This window comes from Variovorax sp. BGA-UO-ETr-C22 (assembly GCF_059567965.1).
Window position 1 is genome coordinate 1,524,557 of record NZ_JCAQPA010000011.1, and the last position, 14,070, is coordinate 1,538,626.

Here is a 14,070-nt window from a genome sequence, read left to right on the forward strand (position 1 = left end):
AGGTCTAGCAACATCACCGGCCCTCACTTCGAGAAACTCTCGATACCAACACGCTGAATGCGCCACACAGACGTACCGACCCAAACCGAAGCAACGCATGAGATCACCGCACTCGCATTGCCAGGGATGAACATCCCAAGGCCAACCCAGAACATTTGAATCCAATTGTTCTGCCCACCACCAGTGCCGAACGCATTACTCATCATCGAATACAGCGACGAGCAGCAAACGAAAACCGAGGCAAAGAAGACCGCAGCGACGGTGATCCACGTCGCGTAAGCCGCAACCTTCAATGCCGTGGTGTAGGCCATCTGAGTGGCCAGAAGAGTCGCAAGCCCACTGGCCAATGACCCAATGAATGCAGCAAGCAATGGCATCAAACGCTCCTTTTAATCATGCCGAGGCACAAAAACAGGCCACCAGCAGCCCAAAGAAAACCCATGATGGTGCGACCACCATCCACAACACCACAAGGGTCCACACTCAATCCGTTGAAGACGGGAGGCAACACCATCGCCTGACATGCAGCAATGGGAGGCGCCCAAAAGAAATTGCGCGCAGGCTCCAGAAATCCCTTGTCGCCCAGACCTGAGGCCTTAGCTAGCTGCTGCTCATTCTTTCCCTTGGTCTCTTCAAGCTTCGCCTTCGCATCGTCAAACGTGGTGCCCGTACCTTCAGGCATGCCCTTCTCGTCAACCTTCACCGCGCAAACAGCTTGACCCGGCGCGCCACATGGGTCTTTCTCCTCTTTGCCCTCAGCGTTCTTTGTCGTACCAGTACCACTCGCTGAGCCACCTCCCCCGCCGCCCTTGCCACCCGTAGCCGCCGCTGCAGGCCCACCATCGTTGCCACCCGTGCCCGTCGTCGGGGTACGACCTGCGCCCGTCGTCGGCCCGACACCGCTACTAGCAGGCGCAGGCGTGCCCGCTGGAGGGTTCCCTGCAATCGGAGCTTGACCACCCGGCATAGGCTTATCCACGGTGGTTACCGGCTTCTCAGCTGTGCCATAGCAACCCAGCTTCCCATCAACCTCACCGACATAACCCGGGCAGGGCATGATCGGCGTGCTCTTATCCGTGTCCTTGGTGTTCTGCGTGCACTCACTGCCCCGCCCCAGTCCCTCAAACGGCGCCGTCACACGATAGAGACCGTTCGCCCCCGGCACCTGCGACTTTTGCGGAGGACCACTCAACGTGAGGTTGATCCCCACTTCGCAGCCATCGACACATGCCATACCACCAGACGGCGGCACAGACATTTGCCCACCAACCCAGCGCGAATCGTTGTCATCCGGTGTTCGTGTCCAGCCGAGCGTCCAATTGACCGTTTGCGGCTTGTTCATCTGCGGGGTGCACTTGTTCACGTCCGGCACACACTGAGCGCCACTCTCCTTGTAGCCAGTGTTGCACTGACACCCTCCGGAGACAGACGTGCTGTATGCCGGACATTGATTACCGACCCACTCGAAATTTTGCGTCTCATTCGCCGAACTGTCCGAGGCATAGCGAACAGTCACCGTACAAGAACCCGGATTGACCGCCGAACTGATACTTGCCACGCTCGTCGTAACAGACAGCGACGGGTTTGAAGCTTGCCGAACTTCTTTCAGCTTGCCCGCATAGGCATCGCATAACGTAGCAGGCGACGGATAGAGCCCGTTGCCGATGCCCATCGCAGGGTAGGGACGATACTGCCACTGCGCCACCGGCAAAAGCGCGTGAGCACTCCCAAAAGCAGCTAAGAGCATCGCGCCAGCGATGAATCGAAGCAACCTAGAAACCATCACCACACCTGACTCCCACATGTGCCGATGACGGTGCCACAAGCGCGAATGCGATCCTTGAAAGGGTCAGCAGAGCGATGCGAAGAGGCACACGCAGAGAGCGCGAGTACCAGAAGGACGAGGGCTAAGCGATGCATACGGGCTCCAGACGTTCACCACTACACACCCCGAGGGGTGTGCAGCAGAAAAAGCCCGAGGCTTAGGCAGCGCCGCGACCGCGCTTGATCCACTTGACGCCGATCAAGATGCCGACCGTCGCGGCTGCGAGACCCCACATGCCCGGGCCGAAGCCGGAATTGGCCGTGCTGGCCTGACCGAAAGCCTCTTGGGCGGTGGTGGGGTCCGCAGCCAGCGCGGCAACACTGGCACCAGCAGCAACCACCGCAGCAGCGGCACGCTTGGCGAAACGAGAAAACTTGTTCACTTGACTTCTCCTAGTTGAGGTTGAACCGCACCAACCGTGCGGCCATGAACGCTGCACGCAACGCTCACGGCTGAAGGCTGGAGAGAACGAGGACGATGGGCACGGCACGACGGCAGCGCGCGGTGGGGGCGGCGACGCTTCCCTACAGAAACCTGCGGTTTCCTTCGGGAACCGCCGCTTGCTGTGGTGCGAGCAAGGGTGTTCAGAGGCCGCGCCAGTCTCTCCCGTGTGGACAACCCACCTGCCCACACGTCAAGCGTGTGGACAGCCCCTGCGGGGTGCGTGGGTTGACCACACTCCGACTGACGCGCGATGCCGTGGACAATTTTTTCTGCGAAAAAAGTTGCCCACCGCCCTGCTTGCCCCACCAGTTTTTCAAACTGAAAAGCGACGGGCTCGGACAGCCGGGGCACGCCGCTACGCCGCATAGAACGCCGCCTTGATCATGCGCACCTTCCAGCCGGCGACGTAACCGAGCGCCCAGGCGGCGAACATCGCTGCAACGATGCCGGTCATTGCGTGCAATCCTCTTTACAGTCCGTCATCGCGGGCATGACGGAGGTGACCGAAGGGACCGCAGCGAACGGGTTTTTCCACGTGCGCGCCCACGAGTAGACGCCCCAGCAGCACGAGAGAAACAGCGCCCATGCGATGAGCCGGTTGGTCATTGCATGTGCCCCGCGATGTAGCCGAGCGCAAAGATGATGACGACGCCAATGCCGTTGAGCGTGGCGTGCAGCTGATCGAATTGCAGGTCAGTCATTACGCGCCCCAACGATGACGGCAGTAGCCGACACCAGCACCCAAGAGCACCACCGAGAGGCAGAGCACGAGGGTGGCTGTCTCAAACGAGAGGACCACGGTCAGATCTTGGACGTGCCCGAAACAGCAGGAGCGGGGGCAGCAGCACCGATCTGCTGTGCACGCAGCTGGACGGGCGTGAGGGCCGTCAGCATGGCCATGATGTCGCCCTTGCTGTCACCCCAGTCCGGCACACCGAGGGCGAAGGTAGCGCGGAAGGTGCCGCGCGCGATGGTGGCGTCGAGGTCGCGAGGAACACGCAGGCGACCCACGTTGATGACCTCGCCCGCGTCATCGAGAAGCGCACAGCGTGCGACCTTCCACTTGTTGGGCAGACCCGTGTCCGGGTTGACCTTTTTTGCTGTCTGTTCCTCGATAACGAGGACTTGGAGGGTGGAGGAAAAATTCGACATGGATAGGCTCCGGTTTGAGCGATGAACTGGCGAACGTGCCAGCCGGTAACCCTGACTCGCAGAGCTACGAGCTGGCGAGTTACGCGCTACCCTTCGGAAATGAACGCACCACCGGTCCTAGGCCTACTGCTGGCCGTATCACTAGCTTTCGGCGTAGCCGTGCTCGCGCTTGCATGGACGATGAAACGGATGAAGACCCGCCGTCCGCCCGAGAGAAGAGATCAAGCTGCACAGCCCGACCCTTACGAACTCTGGCGCGAACCCGAGCGCTAGAGGTGTCCACCCCCACCCCGGGCTCAGCAGGAGCCGCCAAGCTCAGGACCGAGCCGTTAGCCGAAGCAGGTGGGGGAGGACAGGCAATGTGCCGCTCTTCAGCAGCGAATGAGATATGGGCAAGGGACATGGCGGCTCCTAAAATGAGCAATCAGCTACCAGTAGCAAATTGCTATAGGTAGCAGCCTATCACACCCAGAAGCAAATTGCTACACCCATGGACGCAAAAGAACTCATCGAAGCAGCAGCCAAAGTCGCAGGCAGCCAAGCCAAACTGGCAAAACTACTGGACATGGCCGCGCCGACACTGATCCAAATGAAACAGGGAACACGCCCCTGCAACTGGCGCGTGAGAGGAAAACTCAGAGCCGTCCTCGGAGAAGACCCCGTGCATGCGTTCATGACCGCGATGGCCGAAGACCTCGCAGAGTCGGAGAACGAAGACGAAAAAAAAGCCGCCGATGGCTTCAAAGCCATGCTGGCAGCATTCCCAGAGCAAGAAAAAAGCCCCGCCGATCAAACGATCAACGGGGCTTCTTCATTTTGGCGGAACCGGAGGGATTCGAACCCTCGATGAGGCTCTACACCCCATACTCCCTTAGCAGGGGAGCACCTTCGGCCACTCGGTCACAGTTCCTGAAAGCAACCGCAATTATGCCATTACTTAAGCGCTCGGTTGGTCCAGATCGAACGCTTTATGCAGTGCGCGCACCGCCAATTCCATATATTTTTCGTCGATCACGACCGAGGTCTTGATTTCGCTGGTCGAGATCATCTGGATGTTGATGCCCTCTTCGCTCAACACACGGAACATCTTGCTCGCGACACCCACGTGGCTGCGCATGCCGATGCCCACGATGCTGACCTTGCAGATCTTGGTGTCACCCACGATTTCGGTGGCGCCCAGCGAAGGCATCACCTTCGACTCCAGCAGCTCGACCGTGCGCGCGAACTCGTTGCGATGCACGGTGAAGCTGAAGTCGGTCTTGCCGTCCTTGCTGAGGTTCTGGATGATCACGTCGACTTCGATGTTGGCGTCTGCCACGGCACCGAGGATGTGGTACGCGATGCCCGGCTTGTCGGGCACGCCGAGCACCGAGATCTTGGCTTCGTCGCGATTGAATGCGATGCCGGATACGACGGCTTGTTCCATGTTTTCGTCTTCCTCGAAAGTGATCAGCGTGCCGGACTTGGCCTCTTCATTGATGTCGATGTCCCATGCGGTGAAGCTCGAGAGCACACGCAGCGGCACCTTGTACTTGCCGGCGAATTCCACCGAGCGGATTTGCAGCACCTTGGAGCCGAGGCTGGCCATCTCGAGCATCTCTTCGAAGCTCACGGTGGTCAGGCGGCGCGCATCGGGTTCGACGCGCGGGTCGGTGGTGTAGACGCCGTCGACGTCGGTGTAGATCAGGCACTCGCTGGCCTTCATGGCCGCTGCGATGGCCACGGCCGAGGTGTCGCTGCCGCCACGGCCCAGCGTGGTGATGTTGCCCTCGTCGTCCACGCCCTGGAAACCGGTGATGACCACGACACGGCCGGCCGCGAGGTCGGCGCGCACCTTGGCGTCGTCGATGCTCTCGATGCGGGCCTTGGTGTACGAGTTGTCGGTGCGCACCGACACCTGCCAGCCCGCGTAGCTCACAGACTCTGCGCCCTCGGCCTGCAGCGCCATTGCCAGCAGTGCCGACGAGGCCTGTTCGCCGGTGGCGGCGAGCATGTCGAGTTCGCGGTGATAGGCCACGCCGGGTTTGCCCGGCGAGAGCTCCTTGGCAAGACCGAGCAGGCGGTTGGTTTCGCCGCTCATGGCGCTGGGCACCACGATCATCTGGTGACCCGCACGCGCCCATTTGGCGACGCGCTTGGCGACATTGCGGATGCGCTCGGTCGAGCCCATCGACGTGCCGCCATATTTGTGAACGATCAATGCCATGGATGAAATCAGAGAAAGATAAAGGGCCGCCTGGAAAGCGGCGCCCTGCAAGCCGTCAGAGCGAAGTCTTCAGCGAGGGCGGGGCATTGTACCAATGCAGCCGCTCTCCCCTGCGCTCGGCAAAGCCCGCGCCCACCTTGAGGTGGATGCGGTGGCCGCGCGTGGTGCAAGCGCGGACCTGGTCCAGCAGCTGGTCGAGCTGCGCCGCACTCGGTGCGCAGCCGTGCGACTGCATCAGCCAGTGACGTAGCACGTTGGCCTGCCGCGCGCGGGACAGCGCCTGCAGCGGTCGGATCTGGGGCGGCTCGCCTACCGCGGCGAGGTCTTGCGTCGCCAGTTCGCCCAGCAGTTGCTGAGCCTGCGCCGCGTGGCCGATGCTGCGCGCGAAGGTGGCACGGAACTGGGGAAAGGCTTCTGCCAATGCAGGCAGCAGCACGGCGCGAATGCGGTTGCGGGTGTAGCGTGCGTCGGCGTTGCTCGGGTCTTCGATCCACGGCAACTGCTTGTGCGCAAGCCAGTCCCGGATATCGGCCACCGGCACCGCAAGCAACGGTCGATGGATGTTCAATCCGTCGCGCACAGCATGCGCAGGCATCGCGGCCAGGCCCGGCAGGCCGGCGCCGCGGGACAGCGCCAGCAGCAGTGTTTCGACCTGGTCGTCGGCATGGTGCCCCAGCGCAATGGACGACACGGCAGGCCGCGCCCCATCGGCTTGCGCCATGGCGGCATACGCCTGATAGCGTGCGCGTCGTGCCGCATCCTCGGGACTGTCGCCTGAGGCATGCCGCGCGTCGACCCGGTGCGTCACCAGCGGCACGCCGAGCTGTTCGCAGACCTGCGCACACTGCCGCTCGAAGTCGTCGGCCGCTGTCTGCAGGCCATGGTGCACGTGAAAGGCGATCACCTGCCCCGGCCAACGCGCCGCGCAGGCCGCGAGCAAGGCGGTCGAATCCGCACCGCCGCTGAAGCCGACGGCCAGCGGCAGGCAGGCCGGTTCGAACGCGGCCATGGCGCGTTCGAAGGCTTCGCTCATGATGGAAAAGGGAAAGCCGCTCAGCGGCTGTTGTCGGCCTTGGTGTCGTTGAACCGGCCGTAGCTCTGCAGGCGCTCGTAGCGGCGGTCCAGCAGTTCCTTCGTCTTCAGGTCGCTGACCTGGCGGAAGGCGTCGTTGAGCGCGCGCTTGAGGAATGCAGCCATCTGGCGATGGTCGCGGTGCGCGCCGCCGACGGGTTCGTTGACGATCTTGTCGACCAGGCCCAGCGCCTTCAGACGGTGCGCCGTGATGCCCAGTGCATCGGCCGCTTCCTGCGCCTTGTCGCTGGTCTTCCAGAGAATGGACGCGCAGCCTTCGGGGCTGATCACGGAGTAGATCGAGTACTGCAGCATCACGAGCTGGTCGCCGACCGAAATGGCCAGCGCGCCGCCCGAACCGCCTTCACCGATGATGGTGACGATGATGGGTACCTCGAGCTGCGCCATCTCGAAAATATTGCGGCCGATGGCTTCCGACTGGCCGCGCTCTTCGGCGTCGATGCCGGGGTAGGCGCCGGGCGTATCGACGAAGGTGAACACCGGCAGCTTGAATTTCTCGGCCGTCTTCATGAGACGCAGCGCCTTGCGGTAACCCTCGGGCTTGCTCATGCCGAAGTTGCGCGCGGTGCGCTCCTTCGTGTCGCGGCCCTTCTGGTGACCGAGCACCATGCAGGGCACGCCGTTGAAGCGCGCCAGGCCACCGACGATCGACAGGTCGTCCGAGAAATGGCGGTCGCCATGCAGCTCGACGAAGTCCGTGAAGATTTCGTTGACGTAGTCGAGCGTGTACGGGCGCTCCGGATGCCGCGCGATCTTGGTGATCTGCCAGGGCGTCAGGTCGCTGTAGATGTCTTTGGTGAGTTGCTGGCTTTTCTTGCCGAGCTGATCGATTTCTTCCGAGATGTCGACCGCCGATTCGGTCTGTACATAACGCAGTTCTTCGATCTTTGTTTCGAGTTCAGCAATGGGCTGCTCGAAGTCGAGGAAGGTTCGTTTCGCCAACGTCTTCTCCTGTTTATTTCATCAATTGACCGGCCATCCGGCTCTTTTGCATTTATTCCAGAAACACCGAGGAACCGGCTTTGCCGGGCCTGCGGTGTTGCCCCCTCGAAGGGGGTTGGCGAAGCGACACGAAGTGCGCGAAGCCTGGGGGTGATCCTTAGTAAACGACCGGCACGGGGTCCAGCGATCGCCAAATATACCAAGTCGCCACGCTGCAATACGGCGCCCAGGCCACGGCGACATCGCGGGCATCGCTGCGGCTGACCGGGTCGCCCGAAAAATAGTTCACGCTGATGCCGTTGAGCAGGCCCTGGTCGTCGACCGGCAGCACGTTCGGGCGCATCAGGTGGAAGATGAGGAACATCTCGGCGGTCCAGCGGCTGATGCCGCGGATGGCCACGAGCTCCTCGATGATGAGTTCGTCCGACATGTCTTTCCAGCGATCGACGTGCACGGTGCCCGAATCGAAATTCAGGGCCAGGTCGACCAGGTATTCGATCTTGCGCGCCGACAACCCGGCGCCGCGCATGTCGTCGACCTTGAGCTTGAGCACGTTGGCCGGCGTGAGCTTGCGCGGCAGCGCCGCGAACTTGTCCCAGGTCGACTGCGCGGCCTTCACCGAGATCTGCTGGCCCACGATGCTGCGCGCCAGCGTGGTGAAGGCGTCGCCGCGCGATTCGAGGCAGGCCTCGCCGAACTTCGGAATGAGCCGCTTCATCACGCGGTCTTTCTTGGCCAGGTGCTTGCAGGCTTCCTCCCAATAGTCCGGCGTGTAGATGCGCACGCTGGTCTGCTGGGTGGCGGGTACGGGGTTCGTCGTTCCGTTCACTGTGCAGCCGCCCAGGTCGTTCCCGTGGGCGAATCCTTGAGCACGATGCCCTGCTCGAGGAGTTCCTGCCGAATGCGATCGGCTTCGGCGAAATTCTTCGCCGCCTTGGCCGCCGCGCGTGCATCGATCTTCGCCTGGATGGTGGCTTCGTCGAGCGTGGTGCCCGCCTGCAGGAACGCCTTCGGATCGCCTTGCAGCAACCCGAGCGTGCCGGCCAGCGCCTTGAGCAGGCCTGCGGTGTCTGCAGACTTCGTGCGATTGACTTCGCCGGCCAGCTCGAACAGCACGGCGATGGCTTCGGGCGTACCGAAGTCCTCGTCCATTGCCGCCTTGAAACGCGCCGCGTGGGGCTGCGTCCAGTCGATGACCACGGTCGCGGGCGCCACCAGGTCGATCGCGGTGTACAGGCGCTTGAGTGAGTTGCGCGCGTCGTCGAGGTGCGCGTCGCTGTAGTTCAGCGCGCTGCGGTAATGCGTGCGCACGAGGAAGAAACGCAGGCTCTCGGCGTCGTACTTCTGCAGCACTTCGCGGATGGTGAAGAAGTTGCCCAGGCTCTTGGACATCTTCTCGTTGTCCACGCGCACGAAGCCGTTGTGCACCCAGAAGCGCGACAGCGGCTTGCCGTTGGCGCCTTCGCTTTGCGCGATTTCGTTCTCGTGGTGCGGGAACTGCAGGTCGGCGCCGCCCCCGTGGATGTCGAAGGTCTCTCCGAGCGTGGCGCAGCTCATGGCCGAGCACTCGATGTGCCAGCCCGGACGGCCGGTGCCGAAGGGGCTGTCCCACTTGGCGTCGTCAGGCTCGGTCGGCTTGGCGGATTTCCAGAGCACGAAGTCGAGCGGGTCCTGCTTGCCGTCGAGCACCGCGACGCGTTCGCCGGCGTGCAGTTCGTCGAGCGACTTGCCCGAGAGCTTGCCGTAGCCGGGGAACTTGCGCACGGCGTAGTTCACGTCGCCGTTGTCCGAGCGGTAGGCCAGGCCCTTGCGTTCCAGCGTCTCGATGATGCCGAGCATCTGCGGCACGTATTCGGTGGCACGCGGCTCGATGGTGGGCGGCTCGATGCGCAGCGCACCGATGTCCTCGTGCATGGCCGCGATCACCTCGTCGGTCAGCGCGCGGATGGTGATGCCGCGCTGGACCGCACGGGCGATGATCTTGTCGTCGATGTCGGTGATGTTGCGCACGTAGGTCACGGCATAGCCGCTGGCGCGCAGCCAGCGCTGCACCACGTCGAACGCCATCATCATGCGGGCGTGGCCGATGTGGCACAGGTCATAGACGGTCATGCCGCACACGTACATGCGAACCTGTCCAGGTTGCAGGGGGGAGAAATCCTCCAATTCACGCGACAGCGTGTTGTAGATGCGCAGACTCATGGGACTCGGAAAGCGTTGATTCGCGCACGTGCGGTACGGGCGAGCAACGGTGTATTTCAGGGGTGACGGGGGGCGTGGCTACGAGGGGTTCGACGTGGCCCCTCGGCTACAATGCGACGCAGTATAAACGGCTGCCGCCGCGCAGCATCCGGGTGTTCTCCAGGCCCCCGCTCCCCCCCCAATCCTGCCGAGGCTTCATGAAGCACGCCGCGTTCTCCAGACTCCCCATCGCCTTTGCACTGCTGTTCGGTCTGTGGGGCTTCGCCGCGCACGCCAACGACTACGACGACGTCAACCTCCTGCTGCGCCAGGGCAAGTCCGCCGAGGCGCTGGCCAAGGCCGACACCTACATCGCCGGCAAGCCGCGCGACCCGCAGATGCGCTTCCTGCGCGGCGTGATCCTCACCGAGCAGAACAAGACCGCCGACGCGATCACCGCGTTCACGCAGCTCACGCAGGACTTCCCTGAACTGCCCGAGCCGTACAACAACCTCGCGGCCCTGTACGCGTCGCAAAGCAAGTTCGACCAGGCCCGCGCCGCGCTCGAAACCGCGCTCAAGCTCAGCCCCAACTACGCCACCGCGCACGAGAACCTCGGCGACGTGTATGCACGCCTGGCGGCCCAGGAATACCAGCGCGCCCAGCAGTTCGCCACCACCAATGCGAGCGTCGCGCCCAAGCTCGCGCTGATCCGCCAGATCTTCACGCCCAAGGCCGCGGCCGATGCGGCCGTGCTGCCGGCCGCGCCGCCCGAAGTGCGCAAGCCTGTGGGCCGCACGACCAAGTAACAGCCTCTTGCAATCCGGCGGTGCGCACACAGTTGCCTCCCAACCTGCGCCATCGCAGGCCCACCGCCCTCCCCTCCACCCGCACACGGAGCCTCATTTGACGACCTCTGCACTTTCCCGTTTCAGCCGCCGCGGCGCCCTCGCACTGGCCGCGGCCCTGGCCCTCGGTGCCGCCGCCGGCGCGCACGCCCAGCAGGCGGCGCCGCGCGTCAAGCTCGCCACCTCGGCGGGCGACATCGTGGTCGAGCTCGATGCGGCCAAGGCCCCCAAGACGGTCGAAAACTTCCTGCAGTACGTCAAGGACAAGCACTACGACGGCACGGTGTTCCACCGCGTCATCGACGGCTTCATGATCCAGGGCGGCGGCTTCACGGCCGACATGCAGCAAAAGCCCACGCGCCCGCCGATCCCGCTCGAGGCCAACAACGGCCTGAAGAACGACAAGTACACGATCGCGATGGCCCGCACCGGCAACCCCAATTCGGCCACCTCGCAGTTCTTCATCAACGTGAAGAACAACGATTCGCTCAACGCGCCCAACCCCGACGGCTACGGCTACACCGTGTTCGGCAAGGTCGTCGCCGGCACCGACGTGGTCGACAAGATCCGCGCCGTGCAGACCGGCAACAAGGGCGGCATGCAGAACGTGCCCGTCGAAACCCTCACCATCAAGTCCGCCACGCTGGCGAAGTAATCCCGTTTCCGAAAAAGGAGCTAACTCATGAGCAACCCCCAAGTCGAACTGCACATCAAGAACTACGGCGTCATCACGCTCGAACTCGACGGCGTGAAGGCACCGAAGTCGACCGCCAACTTCATCGAGTACGTGAAGAAGGGCCACTACGACAACACGGTGTTCCACCGCGTGATCCCCGGCTTCATGGTGCAAGGCGGCGGTTTCGAGCCCGGCATGAAGCAAAAGCCCACCGGCGCCGAGATCGAGAACGAAGCCAACAACGGCCTCAAGAACGCCAACTACACCGTGGCCATGGCCCGCACGAGCGCACCGCACTCGGCCACCGCCCAGTTCTTCATCAACGTGGCCGACAACGGCTTCCTGAACCACACCGCCCCCTCGGCCCAGGGCTGGGGCTACGCGGTGTTCGGCAAGGTCACGGGCGGCACCGATGTCGTCGACAAGATCAAGGCCGTGAAGACGGGCCGCAAGGGCTTCCATGACGACGTGCCCCTCGAGGACGTCGTGATCGAAAAGGCAGTCGTCACTGTCGAGTGATGCACTTCAGGCACGGCGCAGCGGCATGACCCCGGTGGCGAACCCGGCTTTCTCCGAGCTGGTGGCGCCGCCCGCGTGGCGCACCGTCGACCTGATTTCCGACTTGCACCTGCAGGCCAGCGAGCTGGCCACCTTCGAGGCCTGGCAGGGCTACCTGCAGACCACGCCGGCCGATGCGCTGGTCATCCTCGGCGACCTGTTCGAGGTGTGGGTGGGCGACGATGCCGCCGCCCAGCCCGGCTTCGAGGCGCAGTGCGCCGAACTGCTGCAGCGCACCGCGCAGCGCATGCCGGTGTTCTTCATGCACGGCAATCGCGACTTCCTCGTCGGCAAGGCCTTTGCCGCACAAAGCGGCCTGACGCTGCTCGACGACCCCACGGTGCTGGTGCTGCACGGCGAACGCTGGCTGCTGAGCCATGGCGACGCGCTCTGCCTCGAAGACACCGACTACCTCCAGTTTCGCGCCCAGGTGCGCACGCCCGAATGGCAGGCCGCGTTCCTCGCGCGCCCGCTGGAAGAGCGCCGCGCGCTTGCCCGCGCCATCCGCGCACAGAGCGAAGACCGCAAGCGCGACCCCTCGGCCCTCTGGGCCGACGTGGACGCCCACGCTGCCCGCCAATGGCTGCAGCACGCGGGCGCCAGCGCGCTGATCCATGGCCACACCCACCGCCCCGCCGTCCACGACCTGGGCCACGGCCTGCGTCGCATCGTGCTGAGCGATTGGGACGCCGCCGCCCATCCGGCGCGCGCGCAACTGCTGTGCCTGTCGGCCGCCGGCGCGCAGCGCGTCGACCTGCGGTAAGCACACCGAACGCCGATGTTCAAGTGGCTGCGCCGGCTGCGCACCCTGCCCCCGATTCCCGACGCCGCCTGGCGCGCCACGCTCACGCGCTACGCCTTCCTGGGCGCGTTGCCGTCCGCGCAGCAGCAACAGCTGCGCACGCTCGCGGCCGAGTTCCTGCGGGACAAGGAATTCCATGGCACGCAGGGCTTCGTCATCACCGACGAGGTGGCGCTGGCCATCGCGGCGCAGGCCGTGCTGCCGGTGCTGCACCTGAAGGACGGGCTCGACTGGTACGACGATTTCGTCGGCATCGTGGTGCACCCGTCCGAGGTGGTGGCGCCGCGCAAGGTCGTCGATGACGCGCTGGTCGTGCACGAATACGAAGAGGTCGTCGCCGGCGAGGCGATGGACCAGGGCCCCGTGATGCTCAGCTGGCAGGACGTGCTCGCGAGCAGCGTCAGCAGCGAGGGCGGCTACAACGTCGTGATCCACGAGTTCGCCCACAAGATCGACATGCGCAACGGCATCGCCGACGGCTGCCCGCCGCTGCCGGCCGGCTTCATGGGCCGGCGCAGCGCACGCGAGGCGCGTGCGGCCTGGATGGCCGTGCTGCAGCCGGCCTACGACGACTTCCGCGAGAAGACCATCCTCGCCGAGCGCTTCGGCGCCGAGCCGCCCTGGCTCGACGATTACGGTGCAACCTCGATCAGCGAGTTCTTCGCGGTGGCCTGCGAGGCCTACTTCGTGAACCGCCCGAACTTCGCGCGGGACTTCCCGGCGGTGCTGGTTCTCTTCGATGCGTTCTTTCGGCCTGCGCAGGCCTGACCGCCCCTCACATCTGGTTTCCTTGCTTGCGCGCGCGATCGCGGTCCGCATACCTCGTCCTGAGTAGGCGCTGATCGGGAGCGCCTTGCCTTTGCAGGCCTCAGGCGTAGCATCGCTGCGGCCATCGACCTCCACAGCGTCGCTGCGCGCCTGATGACCTGGAGCGTCGCCATCGGGGGCGGCGTTGCTTCATGTGATTCGCCCCCGCGGATAACAACACAGGAGCAGAAAATGGTGACCTATATCGGCATGCTGAGCTTCACGGACAAGGGCATCCAGAGCGTCAAGGAAACCACCAAACGCGCTGCCGCCGCCAAGGAAACCGCCCAGAAGCTCGGCGTCAACATGCGTGAGATCTTCTGGACCATGGGCGACTGCGATGTGGTCTGTGTGCTGGAGTCCGAGGACGAGCAGGCGCTCTGTGCATTCAGTCTGGCCATCGCCATGCAGGGCAATGTGCGCACGCGCTCCCTGCGCGCCTATACCGCCGGAGAAATGGACAAGATCCTGGCCAAATTGCCTTGAGCCGGGACGGGTCGACACACATGAAAAAGCCCGCACGCGGCGGGCTCCTTC

General features: G+C 63.8%; 16 protein-coding genes and 1 tRNA gene. 7 read left to right on the forward strand and 10 right to left on the reverse strand.

What is annotated here, in order from left to right; all coding sequences use genetic code 11:
* Positions 1-23: 23 nt before the first annotated feature.
* From AC57B8_RS27245 to AC57B8_RS27260, 4 genes are all read right to left on the reverse strand, one after another.
* Positions 24-311, reverse strand: coding sequence for a hypothetical protein (locus tag AC57B8_RS27245; protein ID WP_496481306.1), 288 nt, complete (start codon positions 309-311; stop codon positions 24-26).
* Positions 312-376: 65 nt separating this feature from the next.
* Complete coding sequence (locus AC57B8_RS27250) at positions 377-1,771, reverse strand: hypothetical protein (protein ID WP_496481307.1); 1,395 nt, start codon at positions 1,769-1,771, stop codon at positions 377-379.
* Positions 1,772-1,982: 211 nt separating this feature from the next.
* Entirely contained in the window at positions 1,983-2,207 is a 225-nt protein-coding gene (locus AC57B8_RS27255) for a hypothetical protein (protein ID WP_496481308.1), read from the reverse strand.
* Positions 2,208-3,070: 863 nt separating this feature from the next.
* Positions 3,071-3,421, reverse strand: coding sequence for a hypothetical protein (locus AC57B8_RS27260; RefSeq protein ID WP_496481309.1), 351 nt, complete (start codon positions 3,419-3,421; stop codon positions 3,071-3,073).
* 490 nt (positions 3,422-3,911) lie between these two features.
* Between AC57B8_RS27260 and AC57B8_RS27265 the strand changes: the two genes are divergently transcribed.
* Positions 3,912-4,271, forward strand: coding sequence for a hypothetical protein (locus AC57B8_RS27265; protein WP_496481310.1), 360 nt, complete (start codon positions 3,912-3,914; stop codon positions 4,269-4,271).
* On the opposite strand, the gene AC57B8_RS27270 is transcribed toward AC57B8_RS27265, so the two are convergent.
* The 6 genes from AC57B8_RS27270 to cysS all read right to left on the reverse strand — a co-directional run bounded on the left by AC57B8_RS27270 (position 4,239) and on the right by cysS (position 9,863).
* Positions 4,239-4,331, reverse strand: a tRNA-Ser gene (locus tag AC57B8_RS27270). The genes AC57B8_RS27265 and AC57B8_RS27270 overlap by 33 nt on opposite strands.
* 27 nt (positions 4,332-4,358) lie before the next feature.
* Positions 4,359-5,627 carry an aspartate kinase gene (locus AC57B8_RS27275; protein ID WP_496481311.1) on the reverse strand — a complete coding sequence of 423 codons (1,269 nt, stop codon included), beginning with the start codon at positions 5,625-5,627 and terminating at the stop codon, positions 4,359-4,361.
* Between the two features lie 55 nt (positions 5,628-5,682).
* Positions 5,683-6,660: a tRNA lysidine(34) synthetase TilS gene (tilS, locus tag AC57B8_RS27280; protein ID WP_496481312.1), complete on the reverse strand. Its 978-nt coding sequence runs from the start codon at positions 6,658-6,660 to the stop codon at positions 5,683-5,685.
* A 20-nt stretch (positions 6,661-6,680) separates the two neighbouring features.
* Positions 6,681-7,661: an acetyl-CoA carboxylase carboxyltransferase subunit alpha gene (locus AC57B8_RS27285; RefSeq protein WP_056582036.1), complete on the reverse strand. Its 981-nt coding sequence runs from the start codon at positions 7,659-7,661 to the stop codon at positions 6,681-6,683.
* 157 nt (positions 7,662-7,818) lie between these two features.
* A complete protein-coding gene (locus AC57B8_RS27290) occupies positions 7,819-8,490 on the reverse strand; it encodes a DNA-3-methyladenine glycosylase family protein (protein ID WP_095947831.1) in 672 nt (223 codons plus the stop codon).
* Positions 8,487-9,863: a cysteine--tRNA ligase gene (gene cysS, locus AC57B8_RS27295; protein WP_496481313.1), complete on the reverse strand. Its 1,377-nt coding sequence runs from the start codon at positions 9,861-9,863 to the stop codon at positions 8,487-8,489. The genes AC57B8_RS27290 and cysS overlap by 4 nt, the downstream gene beginning before the upstream one ends.
* A 197-nt stretch (positions 9,864-10,060) precedes the next feature.
* On the opposite strand from cysS, the gene AC57B8_RS27300 reads away from it, so the two are divergent.
* From AC57B8_RS27300 to AC57B8_RS27325, 6 genes are all read left to right on the forward strand, one after another.
* Positions 10,061-10,651, forward strand: coding sequence for a tetratricopeptide repeat protein (locus tag AC57B8_RS27300; RefSeq protein WP_062480948.1), 591 nt, complete (start codon positions 10,061-10,063; stop codon positions 10,649-10,651).
* A 97-nt stretch (positions 10,652-10,748) separates the two neighbouring features.
* On the forward strand, positions 10,749-11,345 hold the full coding sequence (locus AC57B8_RS27305) for a peptidylprolyl isomerase (protein WP_496481314.1): 597 nt from the start codon (positions 10,749-10,751) through the stop codon (positions 11,343-11,345).
* Positions 11,346-11,372: 27 nt separating this feature from the next.
* Entirely contained in the window at positions 11,373-11,885 is a 513-nt protein-coding gene (locus AC57B8_RS27310; RefSeq protein ID WP_070060416.1) for a peptidylprolyl isomerase, read from the forward strand.
* Between the two features lie 25 nt (positions 11,886-11,910).
* Positions 11,911-12,687: a UDP-2,3-diacylglucosamine diphosphatase gene (locus tag AC57B8_RS27315; RefSeq protein WP_496481315.1), complete on the forward strand. Its 777-nt coding sequence runs from the start codon at positions 11,911-11,913 to the stop codon at positions 12,685-12,687.
* Positions 12,688-12,702: 15 nt separating this feature from the next.
* Entirely contained in the window at positions 12,703-13,494 is a 792-nt protein-coding gene (locus AC57B8_RS27320) for a M90 family metallopeptidase (protein WP_496481316.1), read from the forward strand.
* Between the two features lie 231 nt (positions 13,495-13,725).
* On the forward strand, positions 13,726-14,019 hold the full coding sequence (locus AC57B8_RS27325) for a GYD domain-containing protein (protein ID WP_095745032.1): 294 nt from the start codon (positions 13,726-13,728) through the stop codon (positions 14,017-14,019).
* Positions 14,020-14,070: the final 51 nt, after the last annotated feature.

What these genes read in the sequence shown, in the direction of transcription:
- AC57B8_RS27320 (WP_496481316.1), top strand. Translation starts at nt 12,703, where the DNA reads ATGTTCAAGTGGCTGCGCCGGCTGCGCACCCTGCCCCCGATTCCCGAC.
- AC57B8_RS27315 (WP_496481315.1), top strand. Translation starts at nt 11,911, where the DNA reads ATGACCCCGGTGGCGAACCCGGCTTTCTCCGAGCTGGTGGCGCCGCCC.
- tilS (WP_496481312.1), bottom strand. Translation starts at nt 6,660, where the DNA reads ATGAGCGAAGCCTTCGAACGCGCCATGGCCGCGTTCGAACCGGCCTGC.
- AC57B8_RS27300 (WP_062480948.1), top strand. Translation starts at nt 10,061, where the DNA reads ATGAAGCACGCCGCGTTCTCCAGACTCCCCATCGCCTTTGCACTGCTG.
- cysS (WP_496481313.1), bottom strand. Translation starts at nt 9,863, where the DNA reads ATGAGTCTGCGCATCTACAACACGCTGTCGCGTGAATTGGAGGATTTC.
- AC57B8_RS27275 (WP_496481311.1), bottom strand. Translation starts at nt 5,627, where the DNA reads ATGGCATTGATCGTTCACAAATATGGCGGCACGTCGATGGGCTCGACC.
- AC57B8_RS27245 (WP_496481306.1), bottom strand. Translation starts at nt 311, where the DNA reads ATGGCCTACACCACGGCATTGAAGGTTGCGGCTTACGCGACGTGGATC.
- AC57B8_RS27310 (WP_070060416.1), top strand. Translation starts at nt 11,373, where the DNA reads ATGAGCAACCCCCAAGTCGAACTGCACATCAAGAACTACGGCGTCATC.
- AC57B8_RS27260 (WP_496481309.1), bottom strand. Translation starts at nt 3,421, where the DNA reads ATGTCGAATTTTTCCTCCACCCTCCAAGTCCTCGTTATCGAGGAACAG.
- AC57B8_RS27325 (WP_095745032.1), top strand. Translation starts at nt 13,726, where the DNA reads ATGGTGACCTATATCGGCATGCTGAGCTTCACGGACAAGGGCATCCAG.
- AC57B8_RS27265 (WP_496481310.1), top strand. Translation starts at nt 3,912, where the DNA reads ATGGACGCAAAAGAACTCATCGAAGCAGCAGCCAAAGTCGCAGGCAGC.